The organism is Pseudarthrobacter sp. C1, from assembly GCF_034720455.1.
Classification (GTDB): Bacteria; Actinomycetota; Actinomycetes; order Actinomycetales; family Micrococcaceae; genus Arthrobacter.
The window spans coordinates 500,630-526,677 of the sequence record NZ_JAYESK010000003.1 but is presented as its reverse complement, the minus strand read 5'-3'; the positions used below and the strand labels follow the sequence as shown (position 1 = coordinate 526,677).

The window sequence follows — 26,048 nt, the reverse complement described above, 5'->3', positions numbered from 1 at the left end:
TACAGCCGCCTCGCGCTGCGCCTCAGACAATGAACTACGTGCATGCATAAAACTGCTCCCCGGAAGTCGGAACTGAATTTCTCAGTCCAACTTCCGGGGAGCAGTTCACTCCCTTCAGGAGAGTGAGAGAGCGTTCGGGTTTAAGGCGCATCAAGTGAGAGAGCGTTCGGGTTTAAGGCGCATCAAGTGAGAGAGCGTCGGGGTTAGAGGAGGCGGCGTTCGGCGGCCCACTTGGTCAGCTCGTGCCGGCTGGACAGCTGGAGTTTGCGGAGCACTGCCGAGACGTGGGTTTCCACCGTCTTGATGCTGATGAAGAGCTCCTTGGCCACCTCCTTGTAGCTGTAGCCGCGGGCGATGAGGCGCATCACCTCGAGCTCCCGCGCGGAGAGCCTGTCCAGTTCGTCATCGGCGATGTCCGCCGGGGCCGTGCCGAAGGCGTCCAGGACAAAGCCGGCCAGCCGCGGCGAGAAGACGGCATCCCCTCCGGCCACCCGGTAGACGGCGTCGGTGATTTCGGCCCCGGAGATGGTCTTGGTGACGTAGCCCCGGGCTCCAGCCCGGATGACCGCCACAACGTCCTCCGCCGCGTCCGAGACGCTGAGCGCCAGGAACCTCGTAGTGGACAGCAGTGTCGCCGAGCCGGCGATCACTTCACGGCCGCCGCCGCCGAGGCCGCCCGGAAGGTGGACGTCGAGCAGCACCACGTCCGGCCGCTCCTTCGCGATCACGGCGATGGCCTGCTCCACGGTGGCGGCCTCGCCCACAACCTGGACGCTGGGATCGAGGTCGGCTTTCAGGCCTGAACGGAAGATCGCGTGATCGTCCACGAGCACCACCCGGACAGACTGTGTGGCGCGGTTGGTCCCGTTGCCGGCTCCCTGTGCTGGGTTCATGGTTTGCCTTCCGTGTTCTGCGTCTGCTTCTCCGCCTGCGCGGCCGGGAATCCCAGCCGGACTTCCGTGCCTTCACTGGTGCTGATGATGTTGGCCGTGCCGCCGTGCCGGTTCATCCGGCCGATGATGGACTCCCGCACGCCGAGCCGGTCTTCGGGAACGTCCTGGAGTTCGAAGCCGGGACCCCGGTCCTTGATGAACACTTCGGCGCGCCCGCCGGTGACCTCAAGATAGACCGATACCGCACCGCCGCCGTGCCGCGAGGCGTTGAGCATGGCCTCGCGGCTGGCCTGGATCAGCGCCTCATGGCCTTCGGTGACCTCGGTGTCTCCCACGCTGACCACCTCCACTGCGTTCCCCAGCAGGTCCTCCACTTCCGCGGCCACTGCCTTGATCCGGTCCGAGAGCTGCCCGGCGTCCTTTCCTGGGTCCTCGAACAGCCAGCCCCGGAGTTCGCGCTCCTGCGCACGGGCGAGGCGGACAACGTCGTGCTCATTGGCCGCGCGCCGTTGGATGAGTGCCAGCGTCTGCAGGACCGAATCGTGAAGGTGTGCCGCGATTTCCGCTCGTTCAGTCTCGCGGATCCTGCCGGCGCGTTCAGCTTCGAGGTCTCGCCAGAACTTCAGCGCCCACGGGAGCAGGACCAGCACCACGCCGCCGAGGACGGCCACGGATGCCAGCAGCGCCAGCCAGGTCTGCTCCCAGGAACCGGACCCGGACACCATCACCAGGACGCCCGCCACCACCAGCGCCAGGCCGGCGGCAAGCCGTGCCCAGCCGCCTGCCTGGTTCGCTTTGGTTTTATCCACCAGCCCGGCCCGACGGGTCTCATCAAGCTGCATCCAGGCGATGGAGGCTCCGCCCAGGACCGCAGCCGCGGGGATGATGGTCCCCAACGGAACGTCGATCCCCAGCAGCTGGGCCCCGAGGATGCCCGCCACCAGGAGCAGCCCGACGCCGAGCAGGATCTCCTTGCCGTACCGCATCTCGCGGAACCGGAACCAAGGCACCTGCACCGCCTCCGCGGGCACTCCGGCGCCCGGCACCATGCCGGGGCCGGCGTTCGCCGACAGCGTGCCCGTTACGGTGCCGCCCATCACGGCAGGAGCAATGGGCGACGTCGGCCGCCGTTCCTGCCGCCGGGCGCTTTCGTAGGCGGTGGGCACCATGATCCAGAGCCAGGCGTAGAACACGACGCCGGCCCCTCCGGCGAATGAAGCCAGGACCATTCCCACACGCACCGTGTTCACCGGCAGCCCAAGATGCGCGGCGAGGCCCGAACAGACCCCGGCAATGAAGCGGTCGCTGCTTCGGACCAGCGGCGGGCGGGCGGGCGCGGATGTCATGGTCCAATCCAAGCACGGATCAGGGTCTCCCGGACCGGGTTGGCACGGGAACCGGGGGCCTCTCAGGGACGGCTCAGGGTGTCCCCCGGTAGAGCCGCCCGGCCGGGAGCGGCAGGATCGAAGTATGAACTCGCTAACCCCGAACCCCCATGACGGCACGCCGGAAGAACCCCCGGCCAGCCCGAAAATTGAGAACACCACAGAGCCCCTCCCCGGGCGGGAAAACCCCACCCAGCCCCTGGCGCCGCCTCCTTCTGCCTCCGCGCCGCCGCGGGATTCCGCAAACCCGGGCCCGGCGCATGAAACCCCCGGCGCCGGCAGCAGTTACTCCTATGCCGGAGTCCCGGGCCAGCAGACCGATTTCTTCACCTGGGTCCGGAGCCAGGGAATCAGCCGCGGGCAGGACCGCTGGGTGGGCGGCGTTTCCAGCGGCATCGCGCAGCGTGTGGGAGTCGACCCCTTGATTGTCCGCGGCGTCTTTATCATCCTTGCCCTCTTCGCAGGGATCGGCGTGCTTCTTTACGGGCTTGCCTGGGCGTTCCTGCCCGAGCCCGACGGGCGCATCCACGTCCAGGAAGCCGGCGCGGGACGCTGGACCACCGGCATGACGGGTTCACTGATCGCGGTGGTGGCAGGATTCAGCGGGCTCGGCAACGGCTTCTGGGGCTGGGGCAACCGGGGTGTGGGCCCCTTCCTGTGGTCCCTGCTGTGGGTCGGCGGCGCCATCTACCTGGTGTACTACCTGGTGCAGCGCAACAAGACAGCCGCCGGCACGCCGACCAGTGCAGCAGCGGCCGGCACGGCTGCCTACTCAGCCGGGACGTCCACCCCAACCACACCGCCGTACTCAGACGTCGCAGGCAGCGGTCCGTTTGCCGGCAACCCCTACGGCGGCAGTAGCGGGGGCACTGGCAGCGGTTCCGGCAGTGGCGGATGGGGCAGCGGTGGATACTCCGGAAGCCGGCCGTCGCCGGTTCCGCCCCCCGCTCCCAGGGTGCGCGCCGCAGGTCCCGGCACTCCCGCCGTCGCAATAGCTGCCGGCAGTGCCCTGCTGGTGGGCGCTGGCGTGAAAGCCCTGGACCTCACCAACGTCATCGACCTCGGTAACTCCGCCAACGCGGTTGCCTGGGCAAGCGCGGCAGCCGTCCTGGGCATTGGCATCCTCATTCTTGGCCTCCGCGGCCGGACCCCCGGCATCCTCTCGTTCTTCGCCGTGGCGGCCCTCATCATAGGAGGAATCTTCAACGTGGTGGGCAACAACGGAGACCGCGTCCGCTTCCAGCAGGTTGACTGGGCACCGACGAGCATCGAGCAGGCCAGCGGCGGATTCGACATCACGGCCGGCAGCGGAACCGTTGACCTTACGGCCATGTCCCTGGATGCCCCGCTCACCTCGGAGGTCCGCGTCCCCCTGGACATCACGGCCAGCAACGTCACAGTAGTCATCCCGGGCGACGTGCCCGTGGACATCAAGGCGGACATGACCCTCGGCAACCTGAACGAACGCGGCAACCAGCGGGGCGGCATCACCACCCGGCAGAGCAGCTACAACACCGACAAGCCCGGCAGCCACCTGGTCATCCAGATCAACGGCACCGTCAGCAACGTCACCATCCAGGAAGGCAACTGACATGAGCAGCCAAACTCCGGGCTCAAACCCGTACATTCCGGATCCCTATGCGCAGGGCGGCACGACGGCGGCAGGCGCGTCTTCTGCCCCGCCTTCCGGGGCACGCGTGGGAACCATCGTCTGGGGCCTGATCGTCGTGGCCCTCGCCGCGCTGATCATCATCGCCCAACTGGGCATCGTCACGCTCAACGGGACCTATGTCCTGATCGGACTGATGATTGGGGCAGGCGCGGCCCTGGTGCTCGGCGGCCTCCTCTCCGCCCGGAAACGTGACAACGGCCCTACAACACGGAAGTCTTGAACCATGGACAAGTTTTTCAGCATCGTCAGGGGCCTCGGCCTGAAACGCGGACCGGAACGGTGGCTTGGAGGCGTGCTTGGAGGAATAGCGGCCAAGCTCAATGTGGACGTTGCTTTCGTCCGCATCGCGTTCCTGGTCTTCTGCCTGCTCCCCGGCCCGGCCGTCATCTTCTATCTCCTGGCCTGGGTGATCCTGCCCGACCAGAAGGACGTCATCCCGCTCCAGGTGTTCCTCGAGCGGCGGTCCCTGAACCGTCCCTGAACCCGTCCTGACAAAGCACCACAAGGCCCCCGCTCCAGCTGCACCGGAGCGGGGGCCTTGTGTAACCAGTTTGTGTCGTACCCCACACACGCCACTAGAATCTATGTGAGCTCAGCGTGGCGCTCTGCCTGTAAACCCTCTCCCCAGGATTTGAGCGAGACATGAAAATTGGAATTCTTACCAGCGGTGGCGACTGCCCCGGCCTGAATGCGGTCATCCGCGGCGCGGTCCTCAAAGGTATCGCCATCCACGGCCACGAGTTCGTTGGCTTCCTCGATGGCTGGCGCGGCGTCGTTGAGGGCGACATCATCGACATCCCCCGGACCATGGTCCGCGGCATCGCCAAGCAGGGCGGCACCATCCTGGGCACCTCACGCACCAATCCGTTCGAAAACGGCGGCGGTCCCGAGGTCATCAAAGCCCACATGGACCGGCTCGGAATTGATGCCATCATCGCCATCGGCGGTGAGGGTACCCTCGCTGCGGCGAAGCGACTCACGGACGCGGGCCTGAAGATCGTTGGCGTCCCCAAGACGGTGGACAACGATCTTGACGCCACGGACTACACGTTCGGCTTCGACACCGCTGTGCAGATCGCCACCGAAGCGATCGACCGGCTCCGCACCACCGGTGAGTCCCACCACCGCTGCATGATTGCCGAAGTCATGGGCAGGCATGTCGGCTGGATCGCCCTTCACGCCGGCATGGCCGCCGGCGCGCACGCCATCCTCATCCCGGAGCAGAAGGTCAGCATCGAGCAGATCACCGAATGGGTGAAGGAAGCCCATTCCCGTGGCCGTGCCCCGCTGGTGGTGGTGGCGGAAGGTTTCGTCCCGGAGCACATGGAAACCCCGCATTCCGAGCGCGGCCTGGACACCTTCGGCCGTCCCCGCCTGGGCGGCATCGCGGACCAGCTCGCCCCGGAACTGGAAGCCCGGACCGGCATCGAAACCCGCGCCACCATCCTGGGCCACATCCAGCGCGGCGGCGTGCCGTCCGCGTTCGACCGCGTCCTGGCCACCCGCCTGGGCATGGCGGCCATCGACTCCGTGGTGGAAGGCTACTGGGGCACCATGGTGGCGCTCAAGGGAACGGACATCGAGCACGTGGGCTTCCAGGATGCCCTCGGACAGCTCAAGACCGTCCCGCAGAAACGCTACGACGAGGCCGCCGTCCTGTTCGGCTGAGTTGTCGCCGGGAGGCCGTGTCCTCCCATGCTGCCGCGGCGTCCTGTTCTGCGGTGCGCGCTGCCCGCCCTAGGCTGGAGGCATGACACTTGACCCCGGTTCCGCAGCCATCATCCAGCTCGCGTGGGCCCGGCACCTGGGACTCGACGACGACGCCTTCGGATCCGCCTTGGCGTCCGGGGAACGGATCGTCCGCGCGGACGACAACGCCCGCACAGTGGAATTTGTCCGGCTCTTTGGCAGCTCTGCGCTGGTGGGCCCGCAGTGGGTCATCGACGCCGCGGAGGGCATCGCCGACGAGGAGATGGCCCAGCATGTAACGCTCATGACGCTGACGCGGTCCCACGGCGGCCACGGGCTGGGTGCCGCGGCCTTGTTCTTCGCGGACGACCTTCCCCTGAAGCAGCCCCCGGAAGAGATGACCGTTTCGCACGGCAACCCGGAGGCCATCGAACTGGAGGGCAACTGCCCGCCGGACGACGTCAACGAGGTGGGCCTGTCGGACCTCGAAAACCGCTACACGATCGTCCACGAAATGGAGGGCCGCCGCGTGCCGCTTGCCTGCGGAGCCTACTCTGAGTGGGAGGGCCTGCTGGCCCGTCTGGGTGTCCTGGTGGACCCGGCATGGCGGCGGCGGGGCCTGGGGACGCTGGCCGCCTCCATCGCGGCGCACGAGGCGCTGGCCGCCGGGCTTACGCTGCAATGGCGGACGGACGTCAGCAACACCGGAGCCGTGGCGCTGGCCCGGAGGCTCGGCCTGTCAGCCGGCGGAATCCAGACCAGCGTCCACCTTGGCTGACCCCGGAACGGCCCCGCGCCCGCCCCAGTCCTGAACCGGCTGCGGCTTCGCAAAGAACAGCGCCACGGCGGCGCCGACCAGGACCACCCCGGCGGGCAGCAGGATGGACTGGCCCATCGCCGTCGAAAACCCGCTGTGAAGGGCCTCCGGCAGGCTTCCGGAGAAGCCCATTCCTTCCCCGGCCGCCCCGCCGGGTCCGCCGGACGGAAGCTCGGCTGCGAGCCGGGCCTGGATCAGCACGGCAATGGCCGCGCTGCCCAGCACGGCACCGATCTGCCGCGTGGTGTTGTACACGCCGGACCCGGCCCCTGCCTGCCGCGGCGGGAGGTTGCGGGTGGCGGTGGTGCCCAGCGGAGCCCAGATGCCTGCGTTGGCGAACCCCAGGACGGCGCTGGGCAGCAGGAACAGGAGGATGGGGGTGTCCGGCCGCATCAGGACTGAGTTCCACACCAGGGCCACGGCCATCAGTACCAGGCCGGTGGCAGTGAGGAATTTGGGGTTGACCTTGTCGATGATCTTTCCCACCACTGGAGCAAGGCCGCCGGAGATCAGCGCCATGGGAACCATCATCAGCGCGGACTGGGTGGGCGTGAGGCCACGGACCAACTGGTAGTAGAAGATGAGCGGCAGGCTGAAGGCCGTCACCGTGAAGCCGACAGTGGTGATCCCGATGTTGGCCAGGGAAAAGTTCCGGTCGCGGAAGAGCCCCAGGGGCAGCAGCGGCTCACCCTTGTTGAACCGCTGCCAGACCACGAAGAGAGCCAGCACGGCAAGGCCGGCGACGATCAGGCCCCACACCGTGACGGGACCGGTGATGGTGCCCCAGTTGTAGGTTTCGCCCTCCTGGATGCCGAACACCAGGAGGAAGAGCCCGACGGCGCTGAGCACCACGCCGGGAATATCGAACCGGTGCGGGTGGGTACTGAGGGACGGAACGTTGCGCAGCGCGAGGACAAAGCCTGCAATGCCGATGGGCACGTTAATGAAGAAGATCCATTCCCAGCCGAGCCCGTCCACCAGGACGCCGCCCAGGATGGGTCCCACGAGCGTGGCCATGCCTGCGGTGGCACCCCAGATCGCCATGGCGGCACCGCGCCTGTCCGGCGGGAAGATCCGGGTGATCACTGCCATGGTCTGCGGCGTCATCATGGCCGCGCCGAGCCCCTGCAGCACGCGTGCCGCTATCAGCACCTCCACCTGGCCCGACAGGCCGCACCACAGCGAAGCCAGGGTAAAGACCACCAGGCCGGCAAGGTAGAGCTTCTTGGGCCCGAAGCGGTCCCCCAGCCTGCCGGTAATCAGCAGCGGGACCGCATAGGCCAGGAGATAGGCGCTGGTGACCCAAATGACCGAGTTGATGTCCGCGTCCAGGCCCTCCATGATCCGGGGGTTGGCCACGGACACAATGGTGGTATCGATCAGGATCATGAAGAACCCGATCACCAGAGACCAGAGGGCCGCCCACGGCTTCGCCACGTTTTCCACTGGGCAATCCTTCCTCAGGTTGTGATCCGCCGGGCGGGACCCGGTGGTGCTAGCCCAGGAGGTCCAGGATCTCCTGGCGGGCGAACATTTGGGCGGCTGCGCGGGCGGACGGCGAACCTGCGTCCGGATCGGCGCCGGCGTCGAGCAGTGCCCGGGCAACGCCGGTGTAACCCTTGAACGCCGCTCCGGCGAGCGGGGTCTGACCCCGGTCGTTCGCCGAGTTGGCATCGGCACCGTGCTTCAGGAGGAGCTGGACGGTCTCCGCGTGGCCGTGGTAGGCGGCCAGCATGAGAAGCGAATCACCCGCCGCGTTGGTCAAGGTGGCGGGAGCGCCGGCGTCGAGGTAGGCACGCAACAGTGCCGTCTCCCCCTCCCGTGCCGCCTGGAAGAGCGTCTGCGCCAAGGCCAGCGTCTCGTCGTCGGGCCCTGGGCCGGGTGGTGCTGTGCCCGACAGTGCTGCGCTGGTTCCGGCGTCTTCGGTCATGAACGTGGCCCCCTGAGGAATCCGGTCTGGCGCCCCACGACCTGGCCGGCGTCCGGGGCAACGATGATTTCCTGGACAGCGGGGTACGGCTCGTCGCCATCCAGGACCGTCAGTATCTCATCGGGCGCAACCGAACGCTTTATGACTGCCAGGGCGACCGGGCCCATCTCATAATGCTGCGCCACTGACGTCACGGTCCCCACCTTCCGCTCCCCCGCCAGCACGGGGCTGCCGGCCTGGGGCAACGTGTGCTGCGAGCCGTCCAGCTGGAGGAAGACAAGGCGCCGGGGCGGGTGGCCCAGATTGTGCACCCGCGCGATGGTTTCCTGCCCTTTGTAGCAGCCCTTGGCCAGGTGCACGGCGGTCCGGAGGAGGTCCAGTTCGTGCGGAATGGTCTTGTCGTCCGTCTCGGCCCCGATCCGGGGGCGCCAGGCTGCCACGCGCAGCGCCTCGGCGGCGAGGACGCCTGCAAGGGGGCGCTCTCCCACTGTCCGTTCCAGCTCGTCGGCCGGCACCAGGTACTCGAACCACGGCCGCTCCAGGCCGGGATGGCCCGACTCCGGGACAGTGGCGTAGGAGTAACCCCCCGCGCCCACGTGCGGCCACGGGTCCTGCCAGGCCAGCAGGCCGGACCATTCGGGAACTGCCTTCGTGCTGCCGATGACGGCCCAGTCGGCTGAGACGTCCGCGATGTCCACGCGGAGCATGAACTTCATCCTGTTGAGGAACTCTGCCAGCGGGGCGGCTTCGGCGGCCTCGACGATCAGCCAGGTGGTGCCGCCGTCGTCAATCACCCTGGCGTCGAAATCGATCCTGCCCTGCACGCTCAAAAGGAGCAGTTCGCTGGACTCGCCCGGCTGCAGGCCTGTGACCTGCTGCGAGGAGAGGGTGTTGAGCCAGCTGAGGCGGTCCGGACCCGTCACCGTCACGACGCCGCGGGAGGAGAGGTCGACGACGGCGGTTCCGGCCGCGAGGGCGCGCTGCTCGCGGAGGGGCTCACCGTAGTGGGCGGCAACGCCGGCGTCGGCACCGGCCGCCTCGACGGCGCCAGGGCGCGACAGCAGGGGGCTGGGAGTAGTCATATGTAGTAGAAGTCCTTGGGGCTCGGCGGTATTCCGGATTCTTGCAAATCGACGCGGGATCCCGCCGCCTGCGCCCTCAGCGCCGAAGGACGGGGAGGGGTCAGGAGACTTTTTTCAGGAAGGCCGAGGCGTGCGCTTCCAGGCCTTTTCCGTCCTTGCCGCCAACGGCGACGTCCCACCGCCACAGGAGGTTTCCGTCCACCAGGCCGAAGATGCGCGTGGCGGCGCTGTAGTCCTTGGAGTGGCTGCCGCGCATGACCATATCCGTGGTGAGCTGGATCTGCGGGCCCTTGATCTGCCCGTAGTAGAGCTCGGAAATGCCGCCGGGGTGCGAAATGGACACCGAGATGTCGAACCCGCCCTCGCTGTTGCGCAAGGCCTCCACCTCGTCGGCACTCTTCAGCGCCGGAACAATGTCCGCGGGGATCAGGCCCGGGCCGCCGTCGGCATCAAGCTGTTTGCGCTCCAGCGCCCAGAAACCGGTCTCGACGGTGAGCGGCCGCAGGCGCGTGCCGTCGTCGTCCGTCAGCCAGCTCTCCGCGCGGTACTGAAGGTACGGCAGCCCGTTGTGCGTGAAGGACACGTGCTGCAGGAAATGCTCCGAGTCCTCGTCCCCGCTGCCGAGGCGGCCGCGGCCTTCCCACTCACCAATGAGCCAGGAAAGCGGAACAAGTTCGGGAGTCAGGTCTGTAGGAATCTCAATGGGCACTGCGATTACCTCGGGAAACGGCTAGCTCCGGAAAAAGGGGACTACTTCTGGCCTTTGAACAGGCGGTAGACCACGAAGCCGGCAAACCAGGCCATGGCGAGGCTGGCGATGCCGAGCAGGACAAGGAAGAAGATTTCAAATGCAAGTACGGACATGGTGCCATCCTAACGCGTTAGTAGATGAGTAGTTTGTCTATGAAGTAGGCCAGGGAACCCACCGCCGAGACAGGCGCAAGGCCCATGCTAAGGGCAGCCTGGATGTTCAGGGGTGCACCGCGAAGCGTTACGAGCCGCCGGAAGCTTGCCAGCACCGCCCCGACTACGACGCCGAAGATGGCGGCCGGCAGGACCGCAATGTCCGAAAACACCAGTCCGGCAAGGGGCCCTGCCAGGCCGGCCATCACGATTCCTAGGGGTGCCACGACGCTGTCCGGCCAGCGGATCAGCCCGGCCAGCAGGGCAACCGCGGCACTGATGGCCGCCACCAGGAGCATCTCCCGGACCCCGTTGAACCGAGCGCCCGCTATCCAGCCGGAGCCCAGGCAGGCGAGCAGCACCCCTGCGCAGCATCCCAGGGTGGATTCCAGCCGCTGCGCCTGCCCGGTTCCGCGGATCAGCTGCACCACGAAGACGGCGATCATGCCCAGCGCGATGAAGGCGGGGGTCCAGTCCAGGTACCCGGGAGCAGGAGCCAGGCCGGCGCCAACCGCGGCTCCGGCGCCCGGCACGGCAATCACCGCAGCCAGGGTCTTCTTGGCAGGAATACGGAGGAAGTGCGGCCAGCCGACGCCGATGGCGGCGGCGATCGCCACCGCAACGCCTACGAGCACCTCGCGGGAGGTATACACCCCGGCAATGATCGCGGCCAGGCCGGCCATTCCCGCCACGCCGATGGTCCACGAGCCCAAGGACCGCGCAGGCGCCTGCAGTTCCGCCGTCACGCGGAACCCGGCCTGGACTTAGTTTCTGCACTCACTGCGCTGCAATCCCATCCTGGCGTCGACCTGGAAAGGCGGGCCGCCCTTCGCGGAGGGCGTCGGGGCCCTTGGCTCAATCCTGCCTTATATGAACGGCATATGTCGCAAAACGTCCCCTCATCCGCTCCGAATCCATGGCCGCGAAGGCCCCGCCGGGTATACTCAAAGCTCAGCTACGCTCCCTGCTGAGGTGGCCGGCCGGCGCCCTGAACAATGGCCCAAGACCCGAGCAGGAAGCCAGTACCGGCCGGTGGAAACCCGGTTCAGTCGCCCAATGATGCGCGGACGGCCCTTGGAGGAACAATGTCGCACATCCTGCTCTTGACGAACAGCCCTGGCTCTTCGGTAGACATCCTGCCTGCCCTGGAATTGCTGAACCACCGGGTCCACATCCTCCCCGCCGAGCCCACCGCGCTGCTGGAGACCGATCCCTGCGACATCGTGCTGCTGGATGCCCGCAAGGACCTGGTGGGCGCCCGCTCCCTCACCCAGCTGCTCAAGGCCACCGGCCTGAGCGCGCCGCTGGTGCTGATCCTGACCGAAGGCGGCATGGCGGCTGTTTCGTCGGCTTGGGCCGTGGACGACATCGTGCTGGACTCCGCCGGGCCCGCTGAAGTGGAAGCCCGCATCAGGCTGTCTGTGGCGCGCGCCGTCCCCGAGCAGGAGGACACGCCAACGGAGATCCGGGCCGCCGGCGTTGTCATCGACGAAGCGAGCTACACCGCCCGCGTGAACGGCGCACCGCTCAACCTGACTTTCAAGGAATTTGAGCTGCTCAAATACCTGGCGCAGCACCCCGGCCGAGTTTTCACCCGCCAGCAGCTGCTCACCGAAGTGTGGGGCTATGACTACTACGGCGGCACCCGCACCGTGGATGTCCATGTCCGGCGGCTGCGGGCGAAGCTGGGCGCCGATCACGAGAACCTCATCAGCACCGTGCGCAACGTGGGCTACCGCCTGACGTTGGTGCGGCAGCAGGAGGATGAGCTCACCGAGGCCTGAGCGCCCGAGCCGCTTCCCGTATAGCCTTGCCTCATGACTCCAGCGCACCCAGAGAAGTGGCCCGTCCATGCTGAACGGGGCGCGGTTGACCAGCAGCTGCTGAAGGACTGCCGGGACCTCCTGGCCGCGGCAGAGGAATCGGACGGCAATCCCTCCATTTCGGAGCAGACCCAGGTGACCATGCGGGCCGGCGATTCGGCGGAGCACTCAGTGCTGACCCTGGCGCTCTATGCCCCGGACGAGGACTCCGATCCCGCCAGCGGGCAGGACCTCGCCGGATTTGCCGTGGTGGTGGAATCCCCTGACGGCACCGGAGTGCTGGAGATCGCCGTCCACCCCAGCTACCGGAACCAGGGCGTGGCGGACCGCCTGGTCGGCGCGCTCAAGGACAGCCGCGGGCTGGACGGGCTGAAGGCATGGTCCCACGGCAACCACGAGGCCGCCGCGGAACTGGCCGCCCGCTATGGATTTGGGCCCGTCCGTGAGCTCTGGAAAATGAGGATGACGACGGCGGGGGCGGACCTTCCCGAGGCCGTCCTGCCGGAGGGGGTGTCCATCCGCGCCTTTGTCCCCGGCCAGGATGAGGAAGCCTGGCTGGCCGTGAACCGGGCCGCCTTCGCCCACCACCCCGAACAGGGCAGCCTGACCCGGGCCGACCTTGAGGCGCGCATGGCCGAGGACTGGTTCAACCCCGAAGGCTTCCTGCTGGCCGAGGACCGGCAGGGCAGGCTGCTTGGGTTCCACTGGACCAAGGTCCACCCCCAGCACGGCCCCCACCCCGCCATCGGTGAGGTTTACGCAGTAGGTGTTGCGCCTGTTGCCCAGGGCATGGGCCTCGGCAAAGCCCTCACCGTGGCCGGCATCAGGTACCTCCAGGACCTGGGACTGCACGCGGTCATGCTCTACACAGATGCCGACAACGCCCCTGCCGTTTCGCTGTACCGGCGGCTGGGGTTCACCCGCTGGGACATGGACGTCATGTACGGGCCGGTGGCAGCGGGCTAGTCCTGCAAGCGGAGTATCAGGTGCGGGCCGGAAATCAGCGGTCTTCTGCCTGCTGAATGCTTGTAAGGTTGAAGCAGGACCGCGCAGGCCGGAAGCGCCAGCATCAACCGCCAGGTAAAGGAGATGCCATGAACCCGGAACCTTCCGGATCAGCCACGTCACAGGATGTTGCAGTGCCGGTGCGTGCCCGCTTCGGCTCCTCGGAGGTTCCGGCGTCGCGCGCCACCCAGGACCGCATTGACATCCCGGAGTTCGCGCCGAACCTGCAGCCGGAGGGCGACATCCGGCCGGACCGCTTCCTGGACCGGGAGCTCAGCTGGCTCAGCTTCAATTCCCGCGTGCTGGAACTGGCCGAGGACGCCACGCTCCACCTGCTGGAGCGCGTCAGCTTCCTGTCGATCTTCGCCTCCAACCTGGACGAGTTCTTCATGGTGCGGGTTGCCGGCCTCAAGCGGCGCATCGCCACCGGCCTGGCTGTCCCCTCCCCCGCGGGCCTCAGCCCCGTGGAGGTGCTGGAACGGATCAGCGAAGAGGCCCACCGGCTGCAGCAGCGGCACGCGCAGGTCTACGCCGAGCAGCTCCGCCCCGCCCTGGCCTATGAACACATCCACCTCATGCACTGGGACGAACTGGATGAGACCGCCAAGCAGCAGCTCAGTGTCATGTTCGCCGAGAAGGTGTTCCCCATCCTTACGCCCCTGGCGGTGGACCCGGCCCACCCCTTCCCCTACATCTCGGGGCTCTCGCTCAACCTCGCCGTGGTGGTCCGCAACCCGGTCAGCGACAAGGAGCTCTTCGCCCGCGTCAAGGTGCCGGACCAGCTGCCGCGCCTGATCTCCATCGACGGTCCCCGTGCCGGCGCGGTGGCCGGGCGCGTGGCCCGCTTCATCGCCCTTGAGGAAGTCATTGCCGTCCACTTGGACAAGCTCTTCCCGGGGATGGAGGTCCTCGAGCACCACACCTTCCGCGTCACCAGGAATGAGGACGTTGAGGTGGAGGAGGACGACGCCGAGAACCTCCTGCAGGCCCTCGAAAAGGAACTCCTGCGCCGCCGCTTCGGCCCGCCTGTCCGGCTTGAAGTCACCAACGACATCAACCCGAACATCCGCGCGCTGCTGATCCGCGAGCTGGGGGTGGAGGAATCCGAGGTCTACTCCGTTCCGGCTCCCCTGGATCTGCGCGGGCTGTCCGTGATTGCCGGCATCGACCGTGCCGACCTCCACTACCCCAAGCACGTTCCGCACACCTCCCGGTACCTCAACGAGTCGGAGACGTCCAAGGCCGCGAACGTGTTTGCCGCCATGCGCCGGCGGGACATCCTGCTCCACCACCCTTACGACTCGTTCTCCACCTCCGTCCAGGCTTTCCTGGAGCAGGCGGCCGCGGACCCCAAGGTCCAGGCCATCAAGCAGACCCTGTACCGCACGTCCGGCGACTCCCCCATCGTGGACGCGCTGATCGATGCGGCCGAGGCCGGCAAGCAGGTCCTGGCCCTGGTGGAGATCAAGGCGCGGTTTGACGAGCAGGCGAACATCTCCTGGGCGCGCAAGCTGGAACAGGCCGGGGTGCACGTGGTCTACGGCATCGTGGGACTCAAGACCCACTGCAAGCTCTCGCTTGTGGTCCGCCAGGAGGTTGACGGGCTGCGCCGCTACTGCCACATCGGCACCGGCAACTACCACCCCCGGACTGCCCGCTACTACGAGGACCTGGGCCTGCTGACCGCCAACGAGCAGGTGGGCGAAGACCTGTCCAAGCTGTTCAACCAGCTCTCCGGCTACGCACCCAAATCCACGTTCAAGAGGCTGCTGGTGGCACCCCGTTCCGTGCGCTCGGGGCTGATCGACCGCATTGAAACCGAAATCCGCAATGCCCGTGCCGGAATCCCCGGCCGCGTGCAGATCAAGGTCAATTCCATGGTGGATGAGGCCATCATCGATTCCCTGTACCGGGCTTCGCAGGCCGGCGTGAAAGTGGACGTGGTGGTCCGCGGAATCTGTTCCCTCCGCCCGGGAGTGCCGGGCCTCAGCGACAACATCACCGTCCGCTCCATCCTGGGCAGGTTCCTGGAACACTCCCGCGTGTTCGCCTTCGCCAACGGCGGGGATCCGGTGGTGTACATCGGTTCGGCGGACATGATGCACCGCAACCTGGACCGCCGGGTGGAGGCCCTGGTCCAGCTGGCCAGCGCCGACGACATCACCTACGTCCTTGACCTGCTGACGCGCTACATGGATCCCGAAACCGCGAGCTGGCACCTCGACAACCAAGGGGTCTGGACCCGGCACCACCTGTCCGACGACGGCACGCCCCTTGAAGACGTCCAGTCCTGGCTGTTGGCCTCCCGCCCCCGGCAGCGCAGCCTGAGCCGGCGCTAAGGGCCACTGTTTTGTCGAGCGACGCACTTGTAGCAGACCAGACAGACCACCCGGGGGAACCAGTAGCCGTAACGGCTGCCGGCGCTTTGCCCTGGCGCGTGGTGAAGGACAAGCTTGAAGTCCTGCTGATCCACCGCCCGCGCTACGACGACTGGTCGTGGCCCAAGGGCAAGATCGACGACGACGAGACGGTGCCGGAGTGCGCAGTCCGGGAGGTGCAGGAGGAAATCGGGCTCATCGCCCAGCTGGGCATCCCGCTGCCGCCCATCCACTACCACGTGGCCTCCGGCCTCAAGGTGGTCCACTATTGGGCCGTCAAGGCAAACGGGGTCAGGATGCTTCCCGACGGGAAGGAGGTGGACAGCGTCATGTGGTGCGCCCCCGAGAAGGCGGCTGCGCTGCTGTCCAATCCCTCCGACGTCGTGCCCCTTCAGTACCTGCACGACGCGCACAGGCGCGGGGAGCTGGACACGTGGCCGCTCGTGGTGCTCCGGCATGCCAAGGCCAAGCCGCGTTCATCCTGGAGCAAGGCAGAGGGGGAGCGGCCGCTTGCCGCCACGGGGACACGGCAGGCGCAGGCCGTCAGCAGGCTGCTGCACGCTTGGAAGCCGCTCCGCGTGGTGACCAGCCCCTGGCTGCGGTGCGTGGCAACAGTGGCGCCTTACGCGAAGGCGGCGGGGGCGAAGGTGAAGCTGGCGGAGCCGCTCACGGAGCACCGGCACCAGCGGAGCCCCAAGAAAACGGCCGCCGTCATCGAGGGCCTTTTCGACAAGCAGCGGCCGGTGGTCATCTGCACGCACCGCCCCGCGCTGCCCACCGTGTTCACCCAGCTAGGCCGGCACATGCCGGCGCACCTGCGCGCGCTCCTGCCGGCCAAGGAGCCGTACCTCTCCCCCGGCGAACTGGTGGTGTGCCACGTGGCTCCAGGCGGGCAGGGTCGGGTCGTGGCCGTGGAGCAGTTCAAGCCGTTCGACGACTGAATGTCGCGCAGCGGCTCCCCGGACCGGCCAAGTAGACTTTAGCCGTGAGCATCCCAACGCCTTATGAAGACCTCCTCCGCGATGTCCTGGCTTCCGGCACGCACAAATCGGACCGCACCGGAACCGGAACCACCAGCGTTTTCGGCCGCCAAATACGCTTCGACCTGACGAAGGGTTTTCCGCTGATCACCACCAAGCGGGTGCACTTCAAGTCGGTGGCAGTAGAGCTCCTGTGGTTCCTGCGCGGTGAGACGAACATCAAATGGATGCAGGACCAGGGCGTCACCATCTGGAACGAATGGGCCGACGCAGATGGCGACCTCGGACCTGTCTACGGTGTGCAGTGGCGCAGCTGGCCCACTCCCGACGGCGGCCACATTGACCAGATCGCGGAGCTGATCGAAAACCTGAAGGCCAACCCCGACTCACGCCGGCACATCGTGTCCGCCTGGAACGTCTCCGAGCTCCAGGACATGGCCCTGCCCCCGTGCCACGCCTTCTTCCAGTTCTATGTGGCTGACGGCAAGCTGTCCTGCCAGCTGTACCAGCGCTCCGCGGACATGTTCCTGGGCGTCCCCTTCAACATTGCCTCCTACTCGCTGCTCACCTGCATGGTGGCGCAGCAGGTGGGGCTGGAGCCCGGCGAGTTCATCTGGACCGGCGGAGATGTCCACATTTACGAGAACCACATGGACCAGGTCCTCAAGCAGCTGGAACGGGAGCCGTACGAGTACCCGCAGCTGAGGATCACCCGCAAGCCGGCGTCGATCTTCGACTACACGCTGGAAGACTTCGAAGTGGTGGGCTACAAACACCACCCGACCATTAAGGCCCCGATCGCCGTATGAGCACCGAGAACTTCACTGACCCGCAGTCCTTCACTGAGGAACTTGCCGCCTCCGTGACCGGCGTTGGCCTGGTTTGGGCGCAGACCCCGGACGGTGTCATCGGCAAGGACGGCGACATGCCGTGGCACCTGCCGGAGGACCTCAAGCACTTCACCCGGCTGACCATGGGCCACCCTGTGATCATGGGCCGCAAAACGTGGCTGTCCTTCCCTGACAAATACCGCCCCCTGCCCGGCCGCACCAACATCGTGGTCACCCGGCAGAAGAGCTGGGCCGAAACGCCCGAGGCGAAGGGCGCCGTCGTGGTTCCCTCCCTTGACGACGCACTGCTGGAGTCGCAGTTCGTGGACGGCGGGGACACGGTCTGGATCCTGGGTGGCGGCGAGATTTTCCGCCAGGCCACCGAGCTCGCCAACGTTGCGGTGGTCACCACCATCGATGTCGAGGCCGACGGCGACACGTTCGCCCCGGAGCTTGGCACCAGTTGGGAGGCGTCCGTCTCCGTCCCGCCCGACGGGTGGCTCACGGCCGCCAACGGCACGCGCTACAGGTTCACCAAATGGTCAAGGACCGAGGGCTAGGTCATGCTGAAGAAACCGGAAACCCTGTTTGTCCTGGGGTACATGCTTCTCCCCCTCCTGGCTCTCCTGTCCGCGATTGTTGGGCTCACCATGATTTTGGGCGGGAACAAGATCGCCGGAGCCATCGTGCTGGTGGTGGTGACTCAGGTTTTCGCGTTCGGTGCGTTCTTCGCCTTGCGTGCCCGAAAAGCCGCTGTGCGGAAGGAATCCGACACTCGCTAGTGGCATAGTCCGCCGATGGGGAGGACACCCCATCGCGCACGTCCCGGGTTGTTCACTAGGCTGGGGCCTGCAGCGTCAGGGAACGGCTGTTTCAAGAGATTGGGGGATGCCTGGTGGCAGGAAACTTGTGGGGCGCCGACGTTGAGCAGCTGCGGACGCTCGCGAAGCAGTTCGGCACAACGGCGGACCTGCTGCTGCAGCAGTCCACACAGCTGAGCAGCCAGATCAACAACACGCCCTCCTGGAAGGGCCGGGATGCTGAACATTTCCGTTCCGACTGGAACGGCAACCACCGGGCGCTCCTGCAGAAGACGGCGGCGCGCCTCAAGCAGGAATCAAAGCTCCTGCTTACAAACGCCGATGAACAGGACAGGGCGAGCAGCGCCGGCGGTTCCGGCGGGCCCGGGACAGGTGGCCCGGGTGGCGGCGGTCCGGGCGGGACTGTCCCCGGACAAGGCAGCAGCAACCCTTGGGGCCCCGGCTGGCTGGCAGATCCGGATTCCCCGTTCCGGGACGGGTGGGACATCTACGGCCTCATCAAGGCCTTCCCGAACCTGCGGGCGGGCCTGTTCGACATTGGCGCGATGCTCCATAAGTCACGTGTCGGTGACTTCATGGACCCGGTGGCCTGGCGGGCCTTCCAGAACTCCAACGCCTTCAGCACATTCTTCAACATGTCCAACAACCTGTTCGAGGGCAAGTTCCATGAGGTACTCAACCTTGCCAAGGAAGGCAACGCGTTCAAGTACCTTGATGGTTTCAGCAAGGGCCTGGGAGTCGTGGGCGTGGGCTTGGACTCCCTCGACGCCTTCAACAACTTCCAGGAGGGCGACTATGGTTCTGCCGCGTACTCCACCACCAAGGCCCTGCTGGGCGCCGGTTCCTTCGCTCCTCCTCCCATCGGCACGGCCTGCATGGTGGCCAGCGGCGCGCTGGCCCTCTACGACAACGTGCCTGTCATCCACGACTCCGTCAACTACGTAGGCGATAAGATCGCTGACGGGGCAGAGGCCGTTGGCGACGCTGTCGGCGACGGCGTGGACGCTGTCGGCGACTTCTTTGGCTTCTGAAAACTGAGGAGAACATTCAGTGACTGAGACAACAACCACAGCCAGGTCCTCAACCGCCGAGGGCTTTCCGGACGCCATCGGCTTTGGCTTCGCAGAACTCCTGGTGCTCCTGAACCTCCGGCGCGGCCCGGGCGCCGAAGCATCCGCCAAAGCGCTCCGGCTGGAGGGCGAACTCGACGACGCCCCGCTTCTCTCTGCCGGCGCTTCCTCCCTGGTGGCCCGCGGTGCGGCCACCGTTGAACCGGGTGGTGAGCTGTCCGTAGACGGCCCGGTCGCCGCGGTCACCAGCGCACTGGCGGAGGCAACCAAACGGGTGCAGATCAACCTGCTGACCGCAGACTCCGTGGACAACGTCCTGTCTGTGGAGTCGCCCGCATACCGGATCCTGCTGCAGCCGCGCGCGTACCTTAGCTGGTTCGCCATGGCCCAGCGCCCCGATTCCACGCCGGCGGAAGTCAACTTCTTCATTGTGCGCAAGCACCTCGAAGAGAACCCCTCCGGCGGCGCCACCATCCGGCTGTTGGTGGACGGGGCCGGGCAGCAATTGCTGGTCAAGCGCAGCGGCCAGGGCTGGGCCGTGGGATACGGCATTATCGATGCCCCTGCGGAGCCCATCCGGGAAATCGACGGCCTCACCGACAGCCAGGTGCTGGACCACATCCGATCAATCCGACAGGACTAGCGTGCAGAACGGCATTCCAGCCAGCAACAACCCGGGCAACGTTTCCGGCTCCGACGACCAGGTCCGCGCCTACCACGACCAGGCCTTGGCACAGGGTGAGAAGCGGATCCTGTTCCGCACCGCGGAGGGCAGGCTTCACAGCTATGCCAGGGAAGAGCTCGGCGTGGTCACGGCGAGCTCACACCCGCAGGTGCGGTCCGCCGGCGGCTTCCTGCTGATGGCCGCTTTCTTCGCGGCCGTGGCGGTTTTTTCCGTCATGCTGGTGGCCGGACCCACCAGCCGCGGCCAGGACCCGCTGTGGGGCGCCCTGATCCTGACCGTTGCCGGAATCGGCGGTGTCTTGTACGCCGGGCGGATGGCGAGCGTGGCTTCCCGGGCCAAGCGCCTGCGCGCGGAACGGGGAGTCCCCGAGCCCACTGCCCGCCAGTTCGACAGGTAGCACCCCGCCGGTTGTGACTGCCGGACCGGGCAGTGACGTAACCGACTGCGCCGTCCCGGTTCCGAAGTCTAAACTGGACGAATGACTACAGCAGCTACCCCTTCCGTCGGCCTGGTCGGATGGCGCGGCATGGTCGGTTCCGTCCTGATGCAGCGCATGCAGGACGAGGGCGACTTCGCCAACATCAACCCGGTGTTCTTCTCCACGTCCAACGCGGGAGGTGCCGCGCCGACGCTTGCTGGAACAGCAGCAGGCAGCGCCGGCAAGCTCGAAAACGCGTTCGACGTCGACACGCTGGCCAAGCTGCCCATTATTGTCACCGCCCAGGGCGGCGACTACACCAAGCAGGTCCACGGCGAGCTGCGCAGCCGCGGCTGGGACGGCCTCTGGATCGACGCCGCCTCCACCCTGCGCATGAACGACGATTCAATCATCGTGCTGGACCCGATCAACCGGGACGTCATCGACAAGGGCCTGGTCAACGGCACCAAGGACTTCATCGGCGGCAACTGCACGGTATCGTGCATGCTTATGGGCCTCGGCGGCCTGTTCAAGAACGGCCTGGTGGAGTGGGGCACCTCCATGACCTACCAGGCTGCTTCCGGCGGCGGCGCACGGCACATGCGTGAGCTCCTCAGCCAGTTCGGCACGCTCAACGCCGAGGTCAGCACGGAACTGGACGATCCGGCGTCGGCCATCCTGGACATTGACCGCAAGGTCCTGGCCCACCAGCGGACTGACATTGATGCAACCCAGTTCGGCGTGCCGCTGGCCGGTTCCCTGATCCCCTGGATCGACGCGGACCTGGGCAACGGCCAATCCAAGGAAGAGTGGAAGGCCGGGGTGGAGACCAACAAGATCCTGGGCACCTCCCAGGAAAACCGCGTGATCATGGACGGCCTTTGTGTCCGGATCGGTGCCATGCGCTCCCACTCCCAGGCCCTGACGCTGAAGCTCCGCGAGGACCTGTCCGTCGCCGAGATCGAGAAGCTGCTCGACGAGGACAACCAGTGGGCCAAGGTGGTTCCCAACACCAAGGAAGCCTCCATGGCCGACCTGACCCCCGTCGCCGCCTCCGGCACCCTGGACATCCCGGTGGGCCGCATCCGCAAGATGGAAATGGGCCCGCAGTACATCAGCGCCTTCACCGTGGGCGACCAGCTCCTCTGGGGCGCCGCCGAGCCGCTCCGCCGCATGCTCAACATCGCTACCGGGAACCTGTAACGCTTCCGCTGCCCTCGAGCGGCCCTTCCCCGCACAAACGTTGCTGACCGGCACCGTTCCTGCGGGGCAGGGCCGTCCCTGTTGTCAGGCGGACCTTCTCCGGGAGCGCTCTGCCATGGCCTGGATGCGGCGGTTGAGCTCGGCAGGGCGATCAAGGTGCGTCCACACCAGCCGAAGAACCGACCACCCCTCCTCGATCAGCGCGGTCTCCCGCCGGCGCTCGGCCAGCAACACCTCGTCCGTGGACCGGTAGTCCGTGTACTTGCCGGCGCCGTCAAACTCGATGATGATCTTCGATCCAGGGTCGGCAAAATCAGCGCGGAAGAGCCCGGCGGACGTTAGTATTTCGACCTGGGGTGTGAAGTTTCGTCTGCCAAGGGAATGCAGCAGAAGCCTGGTTCGCGTTTCGCCTGCCGATTCTGAGCGTCCGTCAAGCGAGTCGAGGAGAAGACGCGCGCGCCGGCTCCCCCGCTTTTCCGGCCCTTCGTCGAGGAGCCGGCGCAACGAAGGCAGGTCGGCTCCTTTCCGGAGAGCGTGGTCGCCTATGACGGCGGCCTGCTCAAGTGGCAGGGTCCGGGCACAGTCCAGGACGGTCCTCGCAAGGCTGGTTGCGAGAATTTCCCTTCCGTCACTGGTCAGGAACGACGTGAGATCCGTGCTGCCGAGGCGTGCCCGATGCGTCCTGACGTCTTCGCCGGCACTCTTTCGCGAGTTGGCGTAGCCCGTGGTGACATGCACCCGTGGCCCCGCGCCCCAGACCTGGCATTCATGCAACCTGGCTGCGCTCACGTGGCTGTACCGTGACGCCCCGCCCGTGGACAAGTGGTGGGCGTGCACCAGCAGGCCATCCCGAACCCATGGCTTCAAACCGTGCCAGTAGGCGCTTCGGACGTACGCACCCCGACGCAGCCGGATGACCAGTCCCGTGCGCACTGCCGCCGTCAGTATCCTGTCTTCGAGGCCCGCGCGCGACAACTGCTGAGTTGCTGCCACAGGGAACTCGGGCCAGCGCTCGTCCAGCAGTTCCCGGATCTTGTCAGGTTTCATGGTCCAAGAGTGGTCCGCCATGGCGCGCTGGCGGAAGCAGGCCGCAACAGGATGTGGACAGTCGCCACGACCTGATACCCGACAGCGGCTCTGCCCCGCACGAGCGGTCTTGGACAGCACCGCTTGTGCGGGGCAGCACCGCTCGTGCGAGCAGGGCCGTAGAGTCAGTTGTCCAGGAACGTGAGGTAGCGTTGGGCGGCTTTGGCGAACGCTGCCCTGGCGGCCGGCCCCAGCGGCTTGGTGGCGTCGAAGAGCTCGGGCACGACGGCGGCGCGCGGGCCGGCGCCGTCGCGGGACCATGTGCCGATCACCTCTCCCCCGGCCACCAGTGTCTTCTTGAAGACGCCATTGCCGCCGGGCACGATCCTGTCGGAATGCTCGGGCGGCAGGACCGCGCGCCGGTCAGCGTAGCCCAGCAGGAACTCGTCGAAGCCGGGCAGCAGGAGGACGGACCGCTGTCCGGGCAGGCCGCCGTCAAGGAGGGATGCTGTCTCAGCCGACAGCCAATAGGTTGTGCCCCGGAATTCCAGCTCAACCAACTCATGCTTGGCGTCCTCAAAGGCGGCGCGAACCTCGGTGAGGGGAAGCTGGGTCCACCAGGCGAAGTCACGAAGGGTGGCAGGGCCGTGGCTTCGGAGGTATCGCAGCAGGAACTCCGCGACGGCCTCCTGCCGCTCCAGGCTGCGCGAAACGGGTATCCATTCCTCGAAGGGCACCAGCAACTGCTGGTTCTTGGCCAGCGGCCCCTGCACCAGCCACGCGTGCCGGCACAAGGCCCCCAGGATGTGGATGCCCCGTTGGCCCCGGGTCGGCTGCCCTGCTGCGTCGAAGGCGGCGAACAGTTCGGTGCGGCTGGCGGGACCGGCCCCGGCAATATGCTCCAGCGCGATGTCCCGGCACTTCTCGATGTCCGCCCACGTGATCTCCAGTTCCCGGTGCCGCGCGGCAATACTCCTTGTGAGCCGGTCCGCTGTGAGGTCAAGCATCCACCGCAGGTCCTCCGGAGCCACCAGGTGCAAGGTTCCGCGCATCGGCCAGGACCGCACCACGGCACCTGAATCAATGGCGGACCGGACGTCGGTGAGGCCGCATCCAGAGACCCTGGCGCCCACAGCCCACATGGCCGCCTGGAGGTCCTGCGCCTGCATGGCGGTCATCCAACGCACCGCTTCGGCGACCGGGCCGATCGCGTGGGTTCCCCCTGCGAGGCCCTGCGAAACCATCCTCAGGCGGCCCAGGATTTTGGGGTTGCGCCGGTGCAGGTCGACAGCCATGTGCCCATCTTAGGCCCGGTTCCGGGACGCCCGCGCCTGGCCCGGGTGGTGGATGACCCCGGCGCCGCCTGGGCTAAAGCTCCAAGCCGATAAGCAGTGGTTCCGGGTGCAGCCGGATGCCAAAGCGCTTTTCGACGCCGGCGCGCACCTCCCGCGCCACCGCCAGCACGTCCTGGGCGCTGGCAGAGCCGCGGTTGGTAATGGCGAGGGTGTGCTTGGTGGACAGGGACGCCCGGCCCCCGCTCACACTGCCCGGCTCCAGTCCAAAGCCCTTGCCGAAGCCCGCCTGGTCGATGAGCCAGGCCGCGGACAACTTCACCAGCCCGTCATGGCCCGCCGGGTAGCGGGGTGCCTTTTCCGGAAGGGCTGCGGCGATTTCAGCGGGGACGATCGGATTGGTGAAAAACGACCCCGTGGAATAGGTGTCCCTGTCCGCCGGGTCCAGCACCATTCCCTTTGATGCCCGCAGCCGCAGCACTTCCCGGCGCACGTCCGTGGAGTAGGCCCGCTTTCCCTGCTCCACGCCCAGCGAGCGGGCCAGCTCCGCATACCGGATGGGAGCGCTCATCCGGCCGATGGGCAGCTGGAACTCCACGGTCAGCACCACGTAACGCGGCGAGCCATTGGTGGTGGTCTGTTTGAGGATGGAGTCCCGGTAGCCGAACTTCAGCTCCGAGTTCGTGAAAGTCTTGACGGCGTTCCGCTCGCGGTCCCAGGTCCGGACGGCGGCGATGGTCTGGGACACGTCGGAGCCGTAGGCGCCGACGTTTTGCACCGGGGTGGCCCCCGTGGAGCCCGGGATGCCGGCGAGGGCCTCAATCCCGGACCACGCGTGCAGAACAGCGTATTCCACCAGCCTGTCCCAGTTGTGGCCGGCCTGCACCACCACGGCCACGCCGCCGCAGGAATCCTCCGCGTTGACCGTGAAGCCTTCCGAGGCGATCTTCACCACGGTACCCGGGAACCCGTCGTCGGAAACCAGCAGGTTGGAGCCTCCGCTGATGATCAGCAGGGGCTCCCCGGCAGCGTCGGCTGACCGGACGGCCTCGATGATCTCAGCCTCGGTGCGGGCCTCGATGTAGGTGCCGGCGGGGCCCCCGACGGCGGCCGTTGTGAGCTGGGAAAGCAGGGTGGAAGTCACCAGACAACCCTATCGGCAAAGTGGGACACGCTTCCCGGCTCAGCTGAGCCGGACGACGGCCTGGGCCTTCATCAGGACCTTTTGTCCCGCGGAAACAACGGTGAGGTCAACCCGCGCGGTGTTCGCCTCGGCATCGAGCTTGCCAATGATGCCGCTGACCTCGATGGTGGCGCCAGGCTGGTCGGTGCCCGTGGTGTCCGTGACCAGGACGGGCTTGGTGAAGCGGGTCTGGAAGTCGACGACGGCGGCCGGGTCGCCTGCCCAGTCAGTGACCAGCTGCACGGCCGAGCCCATGGTGAACATGCCGTGGGCGATGACGCCGGGCAGTTCCACGCTGGTGGCGAAGGCTTCGTTCCAGTGGATGGGGTTGAAGTCGCCGGATGCGCCGGCGTATTTGACCAGGTCGGTGCGGGTGACCTCGATGGTGCGGCTGCCGATCTCCTGGCCGGCGCTGAGGTCGTGAATGCTGTGGCTCATTGGTTACTGTCCCTCTCCGCGGACCAGGATGGACGACGTGGTGGTGGTGACGGGGTCACGGGAATCATCCGTACCGAGGGCAAAGATCTCCGAACGCGTGGTGATCATTGCCCCGCCGCCCATGGCCCGGACGCCGTCGACGTGGAGTTCCGCCACGAGGCGGTCTCCGGCGAAAATCGGCCGGTGGTGGGTGAAGCGCTGGTCTGCATGGACCACGCGGGAGAAGTCGATGCCCGCTTCCGGATCCTCGATGAGCTGGGCGTCGGCGCGCTGGGCGATGATGATGGCGAAGGTCGGAGGGGCAACGAGATCCGCGTGGCCCAGGGCCTTGGCGGCGTCGACGTCGAAGTGCGCGGGATGGGTGGCCTTCACGGCGCGGGCGAACTCGCGGATTTTCTCACGGCCAACGTCGTACACCTCTGCGGCAGGGTAGCTTCGGCCCTGCAGGTCCGGATTGATAGTCATGGGTTCCAGCCTATCGTTGCCCCGCCCGGCAGGGGACTTGCACCATCCTGATATGATGAA

Annotated in this window: 28 protein-coding genes; 16 read left to right on the top strand and 12 right to left on the bottom strand. The window is 66.9% G+C overall.

The features are described from left to right. Nucleotides 1-203 precede the first annotated feature (203 nt). Both U7114_RS07610 and U7114_RS07605 read right to left on the bottom strand, forming a co-directional pair. Entirely contained in the window at nucleotides 204-893 is a 690-nt protein-coding gene (locus U7114_RS07610; protein WP_323056994.1) for a response regulator transcription factor, read from the bottom strand. After that, nucleotides 890-2,239 carry a PspC domain-containing protein gene (locus U7114_RS07605; RefSeq protein WP_323056993.1) on the bottom strand — a complete coding sequence of 450 codons (1,350 nt, stop codon included), beginning with the start codon at nucleotides 2,237-2,239 and terminating at the stop codon, nucleotides 890-892. The genes U7114_RS07610 and U7114_RS07605 overlap by 4 nt, the downstream gene beginning before the upstream one ends. Nucleotides 2,240-2,363: 124 nt before the next feature. Here U7114_RS07605 and U7114_RS07600 point away from each other — a divergent pair, with 124 nt between their 5' ends. The 5 genes from U7114_RS07600 to U7114_RS07580 all read left to right on the top strand — a co-directional run bounded on the left by U7114_RS07600 (nucleotide 2,364) and on the right by U7114_RS07580 (nucleotide 6,417). After that, nucleotides 2,364-3,869 carry a PspC domain-containing protein gene (locus tag U7114_RS07600; RefSeq protein WP_323056992.1) on the top strand — a complete coding sequence of 502 codons (1,506 nt, stop codon included), beginning with the start codon at nucleotides 2,364-2,366 and terminating at the stop codon, nucleotides 3,867-3,869. A gap of 1 nt (nucleotide 3,870) precedes the next feature. Further along, on the top strand, nucleotides 3,871-4,170 hold the full coding sequence (locus U7114_RS07595) for a hypothetical protein (protein WP_157241591.1): 300 nt from the start codon (nucleotides 3,871-3,873) through the stop codon (nucleotides 4,168-4,170). A gap of 3 nt (nucleotides 4,171-4,173) precedes the next feature. Next, on the top strand, nucleotides 4,174-4,431 hold the full coding sequence (locus U7114_RS07590) for a PspC domain-containing protein (RefSeq protein WP_104998652.1): 258 nt from the start codon (nucleotides 4,174-4,176) through the stop codon (nucleotides 4,429-4,431). A 161-nt stretch (nucleotides 4,432-4,592) separates the two neighbouring features. Continuing rightward, nucleotides 4,593-5,618, top strand: coding sequence for an ATP-dependent 6-phosphofructokinase (locus tag U7114_RS07585; RefSeq protein ID WP_104998653.1), 1,026 nt, complete (start codon nucleotides 4,593-4,595; stop codon nucleotides 5,616-5,618). Nucleotides 5,619-5,700: 82 nt separating this feature from the next. After that, nucleotides 5,701-6,417 (top strand): GNAT family N-acetyltransferase, encoded by a 717-nt coding sequence (locus U7114_RS07580; RefSeq protein ID WP_323056991.1) that lies wholly within the window; start codon nucleotides 5,701-5,703, stop codon nucleotides 6,415-6,417. Here U7114_RS07580 and U7114_RS07575 read toward each other — a convergent pair. The 5 genes from U7114_RS07575 to U7114_RS07555 all read right to left on the bottom strand — a co-directional run bounded on the left by U7114_RS07575 (nucleotide 6,379) and on the right by U7114_RS07555 (nucleotide 11,117). Further along, nucleotides 6,379-7,902 (bottom strand): DHA2 family efflux MFS transporter permease subunit, encoded by a 1,524-nt coding sequence (locus U7114_RS07575; protein WP_323056990.1) that lies wholly within the window; start codon nucleotides 7,900-7,902, stop codon nucleotides 6,379-6,381. The genes U7114_RS07580 and U7114_RS07575 overlap by 39 nt on opposite strands. A 49-nt stretch (nucleotides 7,903-7,951) precedes the next feature. Beyond that, on the bottom strand, nucleotides 7,952-8,386 hold the full coding sequence (locus U7114_RS07570) for an ankyrin repeat domain-containing protein (protein WP_323056989.1): 435 nt from the start codon (nucleotides 8,384-8,386) through the stop codon (nucleotides 7,952-7,954). Further along, complete coding sequence (locus tag U7114_RS07565; RefSeq protein ID WP_321214089.1) at nucleotides 8,383-9,468, bottom strand: YgfZ/GcvT domain-containing protein; 1,086 nt, start codon at nucleotides 9,466-9,468, stop codon at nucleotides 8,383-8,385. Before U7114_RS07565 ends, U7114_RS07570 begins: the two co-directional genes overlap by 4 nt. 100 nt (nucleotides 9,469-9,568) lie before the next feature. Further along, nucleotides 9,569-10,177 carry an FABP family protein gene (locus tag U7114_RS07560; RefSeq protein WP_321214090.1) on the bottom strand — a complete coding sequence of 203 codons (609 nt, stop codon included), beginning with the start codon at nucleotides 10,175-10,177 and terminating at the stop codon, nucleotides 9,569-9,571. Nucleotides 10,178-10,349: 172 nt separating this feature from the next. Continuing rightward, nucleotides 10,350-11,117 (bottom strand): permease, encoded by a 768-nt coding sequence (locus U7114_RS07555; protein WP_370460630.1) that lies wholly within the window; start codon nucleotides 11,115-11,117, stop codon nucleotides 10,350-10,352. Between the two features lie 339 nt (nucleotides 11,118-11,456). Between U7114_RS07555 and U7114_RS07550 the strand changes: the two genes are divergently transcribed. The 11 genes from U7114_RS07550 to asd all read left to right on the top strand — a co-directional run bounded on the left by U7114_RS07550 (nucleotide 11,457) and on the right by asd (nucleotide 21,584). Further along, nucleotides 11,457-12,155, top strand: coding sequence for a winged helix-turn-helix transcriptional regulator (locus tag U7114_RS07550; RefSeq protein ID WP_157241588.1), 699 nt, complete (start codon nucleotides 11,457-11,459; stop codon nucleotides 12,153-12,155). Between the two features lie 33 nt (nucleotides 12,156-12,188). Continuing rightward, complete coding sequence (mshD, locus tag U7114_RS07545) at nucleotides 12,189-13,160, top strand: mycothiol synthase (RefSeq protein WP_321214091.1); 972 nt, start codon at nucleotides 12,189-12,191, stop codon at nucleotides 13,158-13,160. A gap of 128 nt (nucleotides 13,161-13,288) precedes the next feature. Beyond that, nucleotides 13,289-15,538: an RNA degradosome polyphosphate kinase gene (locus tag U7114_RS07540; protein WP_323056988.1), complete on the top strand. Its 2,250-nt coding sequence runs from the start codon at nucleotides 13,289-13,291 to the stop codon at nucleotides 15,536-15,538. A gap of 11 nt (nucleotides 15,539-15,549) precedes the next feature. Then, nucleotides 15,550-16,518, top strand: coding sequence for an NUDIX hydrolase (locus tag U7114_RS07535; RefSeq protein ID WP_323056987.1), 969 nt, complete (start codon nucleotides 15,550-15,552; stop codon nucleotides 16,516-16,518). A gap of 44 nt (nucleotides 16,519-16,562) precedes the next feature. Continuing rightward, nucleotides 16,563-17,366 (top strand): thymidylate synthase, encoded by an 804-nt coding sequence (locus U7114_RS07530; RefSeq protein ID WP_323056986.1) that lies wholly within the window; start codon nucleotides 16,563-16,565, stop codon nucleotides 17,364-17,366. Beyond that, complete coding sequence (locus tag U7114_RS07525) at nucleotides 17,363-17,947, top strand: dihydrofolate reductase (RefSeq protein WP_157241584.1); 585 nt, start codon at nucleotides 17,363-17,365, stop codon at nucleotides 17,945-17,947. The genes U7114_RS07530 and U7114_RS07525 overlap by 4 nt, the downstream gene beginning before the upstream one ends. A 3-nt stretch (nucleotides 17,948-17,950) precedes the next feature. Then, nucleotides 17,951-18,169, top strand: coding sequence for an NF038396 family protein (locus U7114_RS07520; RefSeq protein ID WP_323056985.1), 219 nt, complete (start codon nucleotides 17,951-17,953; stop codon nucleotides 18,167-18,169). Between the two features lie 113 nt (nucleotides 18,170-18,282). Further along, nucleotides 18,283-19,239, top strand: a complete 957-nt coding sequence (locus U7114_RS07515) for a hypothetical protein (RefSeq protein WP_323056984.1) — start codon at nucleotides 18,283-18,285, stop codon at nucleotides 19,237-19,239. Between the two features lie 19 nt (nucleotides 19,240-19,258). Next, the gene (locus U7114_RS07510) at nucleotides 19,259-19,921 is read left to right on the top strand and encodes a hypothetical protein (protein WP_323056983.1); all 663 of its coding nucleotides are present in this window, start codon (nucleotides 19,259-19,261) and stop codon (nucleotides 19,919-19,921) included. Nucleotide 19,922: 1 nt separating this feature from the next. Beyond that, a complete protein-coding gene (locus U7114_RS07505; protein ID WP_323056982.1) occupies nucleotides 19,923-20,360 on the top strand; it encodes a hypothetical protein in 438 nt (145 codons plus the stop codon). Nucleotides 20,361-20,441: 81 nt separating this feature from the next. Continuing rightward, nucleotides 20,442-21,584 (top strand): aspartate-semialdehyde dehydrogenase, encoded by a 1,143-nt coding sequence (asd, locus tag U7114_RS07500; RefSeq protein WP_323056981.1) that lies wholly within the window; start codon nucleotides 20,442-20,444, stop codon nucleotides 21,582-21,584. A gap of 84 nt (nucleotides 21,585-21,668) precedes the next feature. Here asd and U7114_RS07495 read toward each other — a convergent pair whose 3' ends face one another. From U7114_RS07495 to U7114_RS07475, 5 genes are all read right to left on the bottom strand, one after another. Beyond that, nucleotides 21,669-22,631, bottom strand: a complete 963-nt coding sequence (locus U7114_RS07495; protein WP_323056980.1) for a hypothetical protein — start codon at nucleotides 22,629-22,631, stop codon at nucleotides 21,669-21,671. Nucleotides 22,632-22,795: 164 nt separating this feature from the next. Further along, nucleotides 22,796-23,905 (bottom strand): winged helix DNA-binding domain-containing protein, encoded by a 1,110-nt coding sequence (locus tag U7114_RS07490; RefSeq protein WP_323056979.1) that lies wholly within the window; start codon nucleotides 23,903-23,905, stop codon nucleotides 22,796-22,798. A gap of 73 nt (nucleotides 23,906-23,978) precedes the next feature. After that, nucleotides 23,979-25,046, bottom strand: a complete 1,068-nt coding sequence (locus U7114_RS07485) for a UDP-N-acetylmuramate dehydrogenase (RefSeq protein WP_323056978.1) — start codon at nucleotides 25,044-25,046, stop codon at nucleotides 23,979-23,981. Between the two features lie 39 nt (nucleotides 25,047-25,085). Further along, a complete protein-coding gene (locus U7114_RS07480) occupies nucleotides 25,086-25,523 on the bottom strand; it encodes a MaoC family dehydratase (protein WP_323056977.1) in 438 nt (145 codons plus the stop codon). Nucleotides 25,524-25,526: 3 nt separating this feature from the next. After that, nucleotides 25,527-25,988, bottom strand: a complete 462-nt coding sequence (locus tag U7114_RS07475) for an FAS1-like dehydratase domain-containing protein (protein ID WP_321214102.1) — start codon at nucleotides 25,986-25,988, stop codon at nucleotides 25,527-25,529. Between the last annotated feature and the right edge of the window lie 60 nt (nucleotides 25,989-26,048).